This is a genomic window from Eggerthella sp. 1_3_56FAA (assembly GCF_000185625.1).
Classification (GTDB): Bacteria; Actinomycetota; Coriobacteriia; order Coriobacteriales; family Eggerthellaceae; genus Eggerthella; species Eggerthella lenta.
The window spans coordinates 1086255-1093303 of the sequence record NZ_GL622580.1; the positions used below are offsets into that span (position 1 = coordinate 1086255).

A 7049-nucleotide genomic window follows, 5' to 3' on the forward strand; every position below is an offset into this window, starting at 1 on the left:
GGTCCGGAGGGGGAGAACCCCCTCCGGGCGAATTGTTCCACGTGAAACATCGGCAGCAAAAGAACGGATGTTTCAAGTGAAGCATCCGGGTTCCGCCCTTTCCGCACCCCTCCGGCCTCGAAGCCCCCTCCGAGCGCGGTTCGTCTCCCCAAACCCCCTTGCAAACGACGGATCGCCCTCGAAGAGGGCTTCGGGCTTTCCCTCGGCTCTTCGGCGTGGGCGCAAATGGGCAGCCATGGCAATTTTCTCCTTGTTCAGAACTGCGCGGCTGCAGCTCTGAAACGTGAACAGGCCTTATGCAGGATGCTCGGTCGAGAAGCGGGTTTCAGACGCTTTGAAATTGTCACAGCTGCCCATTTGCGCCCACGTGGCGAAGGAGGCGGAAGCGAACCGCCGCACTGCTTCCTCGCCGCGTCGATCAGCCCCGTCCCCTCGGCTCGCCTGCGCTGCTCTCGCGTTCCAGCAGATCGATCAGCTCTTGCTGCGAGTGGACGTCGGCTTTGCGGTAGATGCTCTTGATGTGGCTCTTCACCGTCTCGTCTCCGATGACCAGCTCCTCGCGGATGTAGGCGCGGTTGCGGCCCTTCGCCAGCAGGAAGAACACCTCGATCTCGCGCGGCGACAGGCGGCAGCGGCGGGCCAGGCGCGTGCCGGCCTTCTCGAAATCGGACGCGGCGTCCGCTTCCTCCATGGGCTTCACGAAGCCCCAGCCCGTGTTCGCCGAGCCGCTTCCCATGGCGAACAGCGCGATGATCAGGATCACGAAGATCACCCCGGCCGACACCATGGCCAGCCCCAGGTCGCCCTGAACGAACGTGAGTGCGATGGCGGCGGCTACCGATCCGACGAACTGGCCCAGCTGGATGCACAAAAGCCCCCAGCCCACTACCCACCCCGTGGGCACGCTGCCGTGCGAGGCCAGCACGGGCCACAGCGCCCACAGCACGATGTAGAAGTACTGGTAGCCGAGCTGATGCACGGCGGTGCCGATGACGTTCCATGGCTCGTGCATCGGCAAAAACAGGAACCCCGCGGCCATGAGCGGAAGCGCGATCTGGTACGTCAGGTGGTCGAAGTCCATCTTGCACACGCTCATCGCGACGAACGCGGCCAGCGCCCCGCCCGCGATGGCGATGATGTTCAGCTGGTCACGCACGCCGATCCATTCGTCGCCCACGGGTGCGATAAGCCCCTTCATGACGCCGAACGACACGCCGAAGAACGCGGCGATCACCATCATGCGCATGGGTGGCACCGCGCGCACGCGCACGTTTCTCATGGCGCGCGGCGGCCGCGGCACGCTGCGCTTGAAGTGGACGAAGCACCCCATGCTGATCAGGGGGAGCAAGGCTACGATCATCTGCGCCGCGTCGATGGGCAGCAGGCTGATGACCAGGTACGCCACGGCTGCGAGCAGCAGCGCCGCCACGCTGTAGTTCACCGTGCGCTGCGACCCCAGCGAGGCCAAAAGCTCGGCCCACAGCACCACGACGATGCCGCTGCCCACGCCGGTGAGCAGCGAACCGGCCAGGTAGACGGTCGAGGCGCCGCCGCCCGTCATCACGAGCGACGGATGGGAGATGGCCAACGTGCCCAGCGCGGTGAGCGCAGCGGCGAGCGCGGGGAGGCATCTCACGTCGGAAAGCGGGTTCCTCAAGTACGAGAGCAGCAGCAGAAACGCGATGGTCACCACGTTCGCCAGCAGCGAGGTCACCCACAGCGGCTCCAACGCGATGGTCGAAAGACCTGCGGCCGCGCCGGCAGATTCCGACGAGTTGAGCAGCGTCCCCTCGGCGTAGAACAGCGAGCTCCAGAACACGCACCAGATCCAAGTCCAGTGCGCCGCGAACCCCAGCAAATCGGGCGTGCGCCACAGCTCCTTGCGCAACGATGGTGTCATCCGCATCCTCCCCTGCATGCATCGGCCGCCTCTGCCGCGCGGTGCGCGGGCGGGCGGTTTCGGCAGCTTTCCCCGCCAGAGATTATACGCGCAGGCATCACCCTTTCCGCCTCGCTTGCGCGAAAAGGCATCCCCCAGGTAGGGGGAAATCGGGCGGGGGAGGCGAAGTTCCCCCGGCCAACGGGATGATGACCTGCAAGGTCGGGCGTACAGTCGGGGCAACGCGGCGACAAGGGGCCGCGGGTAGGCAACGGAGGAGGGAATACTCATGGAGGAAGAGAAGAAGCAGGGTCTTTCGCGTCGTGCGTTCTTGGGTCTGGGCGGCACCGCGCTCGCGGGCGCGGCGGTTGCCGGGCTGGCGGGGTGCGCTCCGCAAAGCGGCGGCGATGCGGCCAAGGCGACGACGGAGGGTGCATCGGGCGGAACGACGGGCGGCATGCCGGTCGCCGAAAGCGGCGCCTCGGCCGGTCCCGACGTGGCCGGCATGCACAGCTGGGAGATCGCGCCCGAAGCCATTTCCGCCGACAAGATCGCGAACACCGAGGACTGCGACGTGCTCGTCATCGGCGCGGGCCTGGGCGGCTGCTGCGCCACCATCGCCGCGCTGGAAGAGGGCGCGAAGAAGGTCATCACCATCGACAAGAACCCCGAGACGGTGGTCGCGCGCGGCGTGCATATCGCGGGCTTCCACACGAAGGTGCAGCAGGGCCTGGTGGACCAGGGCCTGCTTGAAGAGCCGAACTACAACAACGTCGTGCGCCGCTGGATCAACTGGGCGCAGGGCCGCGTGAAGGAGCCGCTGCTGTGGGAGTTCGCGCACAAGAGCGGCGCGTGCTTCGACTGGCTGTACGACCTGGCTACCAAGAAGGGCCTCGAAGCGCTTCTGTGGGACGGCTACTACAAGGGCCCCGACTACACCGAGTACCCGGTCACGCACATCTTCTACCAGGCCGACAAGTACGAGGAAACCATCAACTTCACGTTCTACCAGGGCTCGGGCGTGGGCGACGTGTACGGCAACGCGGTGCTCGTGCCGGCGCTGTACGAGACGATCGCCGACCTGGGCGGCGAGATCCGCTGGAGCACGAAGAGCGAACGACTCGTCCGCGACGGCAACGGCCCGGTGACCGGCGCCATCGTTTCCACCGGCAAGGACGAGTACACGCAGATCAACGCGAAATCGGTCATCATCGCCTCGGGCGACTACGCGGCCGACGACGAGATGTTCCAGTACTACTCGCCCATGACCGCCTACGCCATGGACGGCCGCTTCTACAACCCGCCCGACTGCGACACCGGCGACATGCACAAGCAGGCTATCTGGGCGGGTGCCGCCATGCAGAAGTCCGAGCCGCACGCGGCCGTCATGCACCTCGACTTCGGCGCGGCCAGCTACGGCTTCCTGCACGTGAACTGGGACGGCAAGCGTTTCAAGAACGAGGACGTGAACACCCAGTCGAAGAGCGTCACGAAGGCGCTGCAGACGCAGAAGGACGCCTGGACCATCTACGACTCGCACGGCTTGGAGCAGGTGAAGGCGCAGATGGACGCCGGCCTCGGCGGCGGCTTGCAGTGGGGCCAGCTCACGCAGCCCGTGGGCGGCGAATACAACCTGGAGGCTCAGCAGATCGTGCTCGAAGGCGAGATCGAGAAGGGTCAGACCGTGAAGGCCGACTCGCTGAAAGAGCTCGCGCAGAAGATGGGCGTGCCGCCCGAGAACCTCGAAGCCACGGTCGCCCGCTACAACGAGCTGTGCGATCTGGGCAAGGATCTCGACTTCGGCAAGCGCCCCGAAGTCATGGGCAAGGTGCAGGACCCGCCGTTTTACGCCGGCAAGCTGGTGGCCAGCCTGCTCACCATGTGCGGCGGCTTGCGCACCAACGTGGATGCCCAGGTGCTCGACGCCGAGGACCAGCCGATCGAGGGCCTGTACGTGTGCGGCTCGGCTGCCGGCGAGTTCTTCGGCGCGGGCGACTATCCCACGTACGTGCCGGGCATCGGCCACGGCCGCTGCGTGACCTTCGGCCGCATCGCCGGCATCAACGCTGCCGGTGGTGACGCCGAGGCCAAGATCCCCAGCCTCGACATCTAAGCGTTCCCCTCGCAGGTGCCGCCATCCCGCGGCGCCTGCATCCCCTGAAGCCGCCGCCCCTCCCTCCCGGAGCGGCGGCTTTTTCGCGTTCTGAGCTCTGGCGCGCGTTCTTCGACCCCCCCCCCTCGCTCTTCGAAAGCGGAATCGGAAGGTGTTTCTGCATTTTTTTCGACTTCGTGGCAAGAGTGGTCTTGCGAGAGGCCTTCTCATCAGGTCTTTTGCTGCTGTCAGAAAGCGCGTTCGTGAAGGGCGATAGGCGGATGCGGCAAAGCCCCTGGTGGCGCTACGTCTGTTTTGCCACGAAGTCGAAAAAAATGCAGAAGCGCATGCAAGTTCTGCTCCGGAGGCCTTCTCCCTAAAACCGGTTTCTAGGTCGCAACGGTTGCGCAACGCGCGCGCGATGCGTGGTGCGCGCACGGCGGCATGGGCGACAATGCGCTGGTAGTGAACATTCCGCCGAAGCGCTTCGGCCGCCTCGGGCGCGCCGACGTTCGGCTTGCGTCGAAAGGAACCTCCATGTCCGCATCCATCCATCCTCCCGTGCAACTGCATATCGTCCTCGACGAGGACAGCTACCAGGGCGGCGACAGCGTCGAGATGGCGCGCCGCTTCACGGCCGTCGCTCCCACCGAGGTGGTGCGCGCCGCGAAGGGCTCGCAGCGCGCGAACGTGCTGCGGTTCGATTTGGGCGACGACACGGTCACCGCCGAGGCCGACGACGATCCGCTGTGGCGCGATGCGCTGGCCACGTGGCTCGACGAGGAGTTCGCCGAGACGTCTGCCCTGGTGGCGCGCGAGAACGATGCCAGGCAGAACAATGGCGAGCAGCCGGTGCCGTTCACCTGGGCCGAGGTGAAGTTCGGCGCGGGGCCGGTCATCGCCATCCGCATGAAGGATTCCTCCATCCCGCCCGAGGCTGCCGGCTTCGTCGCCCGTGCGCGCCAGCTGCTTGCGGGGGGTGCGTTCGGCGCGGATGCCATCGCCGCCATCCGCATTCCCGCGTGCGCGAGCATCGAGGCGCAGGTAGCCGACGCGCATCGTACCAACTATCTGGAATCGCAGCTGTACGAGGCGGCGCACCGTCCCGAAACGCAGGAAGTCGACCGATATTCCGAAGAGGTGGACCTTGCGACGGGCGAGGGGTGGACCGACGAGCTGCAGGGCTCGCAGTCGAAGCGCGATGCGCCCACGGACAGCGAGCTTGCCGAAGCCGTGGCCGAAGCGGAGGCTGCGCTGCGCCAGGGCGTTGATCCCTCGGACATCGCCGCCGAGGAGCGCGCGGCGGACGCCGATGCCGGCGATGTCGCAGCGAGCGTGACGGAGGTCGAGGCCGTTGGTCGTGCGAAGGGCGATGTCGATACGTCGGGCGAATCCTGCGCGCTCGAAGCGGGCGGCGTACCCGAGCATCTCGACTACCGCGTGTGGAACGTAGCCTACGCCGACGGTACGTCGGTGCGCTTCGACTCGGTTTTGGGCGAAGCGCTGCTGGACTAGCGCGGCGCGCCCTACCAGAACAGCTCCGGCTCCTTCCGCTCGAGGCATTTCGATTCCAGCATGGCTATCACCGCGTCGGTGGATTCGCTCGAGAAGTATTTCGCGTCTTCGGGGCAGCTTTTCACGCAGGCGCAGCAGTGGAGGCAGCCCTCGCCGATGAGCGCGGGATCGTCTTCGTCGATGATGCCGAGCGGGCAGCGCGCCGCGCAGATGCCGCAGCTCGTGCACGCGTCGGTGGTGATGGGGCGCACGTCGGCGCCGGGCTTGAGCTCTTTGTAGGGGCGGTTTCCCTTGATGGCGGGTTGGGGCAGACGGCTTCCGCGCGCCAGGCGCTCGCCCAGCTCTCGGCCGAAGCGCTGCGCTGCGGCTACGTCCGCGTCGTCGGGGCGGCCGGTTCCCACGCGGGCCGTCAACGAGTGCTCGCCGATGAACGCGCCCGCCGCCACCACGTCGAACCCGCGCTCGCCTAGCAGGTCGGCGGCTTCCAGCAGCGCGTCGTCGAAGTCGCGGTTGCCGTACAGCCCCACGATCACGGCGGGCGTATCTTGGCCGATCAGGTGTGCGAACTCGTCGCGCAGCAGCGCGGGCACGCGCCCGGCGTACACCGGGAAGCCGAACACCAGCACGTCGTCGGCGCCGCACGAGACGTCGGCCGGACGATGCCCCGGCAACGTGAGATCGACGATCTCGACGGAAGCGCCAAGCGGCGCAGCCAGCGCGCCGGCTACCTCTTCCGCGACGGTTTTGGTGGTATGCGTGGGGCTGAAATACGCGACGCGAACGATCGACGGCATAACGGTTCCTCTCTTCTCCGACAACCCCACGATGATACTCCTTTTCATGCCCGGGTGGCGTTCGCCGAACGACGAAGAGCCCGGCGGGAGGGGGTGCCGGGCTCTTCAAAGTGGGGGGGCGGGAGAAAGCCGCCCTGTGAACGGGATGTCCTACGTTGTCGCGCGTTCGCGAAGCTCGTGACAGGTGCCGCATTCGAAGGTTCCCCGATGATGGCACTGGGCGCAGTAGCGCATCGAGTCTTTGGGGAGATCCTTGGAGTGGTTGTTGTGGCAGTCGGTGCACGTGGCGGGGTTCTCCTCGTGCTTCTCGTTCGAGGGGACGTCGTGGGGGTTCACCGTGGTGCCCTTGTCGTCGGTGAGCGCCGTGGAGTCCGCGGTCTTGGCGGCCATCTCCTCCATCGTGCCGTGGCACGAGATGCAGGTCTCGGGGTCCACCGTGACCACGGTCGCCTTGGTGGCGGCCTTGTCGCCGAACTTCACGTCGGCGTGCTCGGTCGAGAGCGCGGCCTCGTCGGTGTGGCACTGGACGCAGGTCACGCCCTCGGCCTCGTGGGCCGAGGCCTGCGGGCAGGACGCGTCGGTCGCCGACGCGGCCTCGACGGTGTGGCACATCGAGCAGTCGGAGTCCATCGTCCAGTTCACCGGCTGGCCGTCCATGGCCGAAGAGCCGCCGTTCCCGTCCTTCTGCTCGGACGCCGCCGGAGCCGAGGGCTCCGCCTTCGGCGCGCAGCCCGCGAGCGTCCACATCGCGGCCGTGAGCGCGAGGACG

Annotated in this window: 5 protein-coding genes; 2 read left to right on the top strand and 3 right to left on the bottom strand. The window is 66.8% G+C overall.

Annotated elements, in window-relative coordinates; genetic code table 11:
* Positions 1-418: 418 nt before the first annotated feature.
* Positions 419-1900: a helix-turn-helix transcriptional regulator gene (locus HMPREF1023_RS09840; RefSeq protein ID WP_009306133.1), complete on the bottom strand. Its 1482-nt coding sequence runs from the start codon at positions 1898-1900 to the stop codon at positions 419-421.
* Between the two features lie 268 nt (positions 1901-2168).
* Here HMPREF1023_RS09840 and HMPREF1023_RS09845 point away from each other — a divergent pair, with 268 nt between their 5' ends.
* A complete protein-coding gene (locus tag HMPREF1023_RS09845; protein ID WP_009306134.1) occupies positions 2169-3992 on the top strand; it encodes an FAD-binding protein in 1824 nt (607 codons plus the stop codon).
* A gap of 516 nt (positions 3993-4508) precedes the next feature.
* The gene (locus tag HMPREF1023_RS09850; protein WP_021410111.1) at positions 4509-5486 is read left to right on the top strand and encodes a hypothetical protein; all 978 of its coding nucleotides are present in this window, start codon (positions 4509-4511) and stop codon (positions 5484-5486) included.
* A gap of 11 nt (positions 5487-5497) precedes the next feature.
* Here HMPREF1023_RS09850 and HMPREF1023_RS09855 read toward each other — a convergent pair whose 3' ends face one another.
* Both HMPREF1023_RS09855 and HMPREF1023_RS09860 read right to left on the bottom strand, forming a co-directional pair.
* Entirely contained in the window at positions 5498-6280 is a 783-nt protein-coding gene (locus tag HMPREF1023_RS09855; protein ID WP_021410110.1) for a 4Fe-4S-binding domain protein, read from the bottom strand.
* 150 nt (positions 6281-6430) lie between these two features.
* A partial coding sequence (locus HMPREF1023_RS09860; protein WP_050784818.1) for a cytochrome c3 family protein occupies positions 6431-7049 on the bottom strand: 619 nt, incomplete at its 5' end.

Excerpts from the sequence above, each read along its gene's own strand:
- HMPREF1023_RS09840 (WP_009306133.1), bottom strand. The coding sequence starts at position 1,900 with ATGACACCATCGTTGCGCAAGGAGCTGTGGCGCACGCCCGATTTGCTG.
- HMPREF1023_RS09845 (WP_009306134.1), top strand. The coding sequence starts at position 2,169 with ATGGAGGAAGAGAAGAAGCAGGGTCTTTCGCGTCGTGCGTTCTTGGGT.
- HMPREF1023_RS09850 (WP_021410111.1), top strand. The coding sequence starts at position 4,509 with ATGTCCGCATCCATCCATCCTCCCGTGCAACTGCATATCGTCCTCGAC.
- HMPREF1023_RS09855 (WP_021410110.1), bottom strand. The coding sequence starts at position 6,280 with ATGCCGTCGATCGTTCGCGTCGCGTATTTCAGCCCCACGCATACCACC.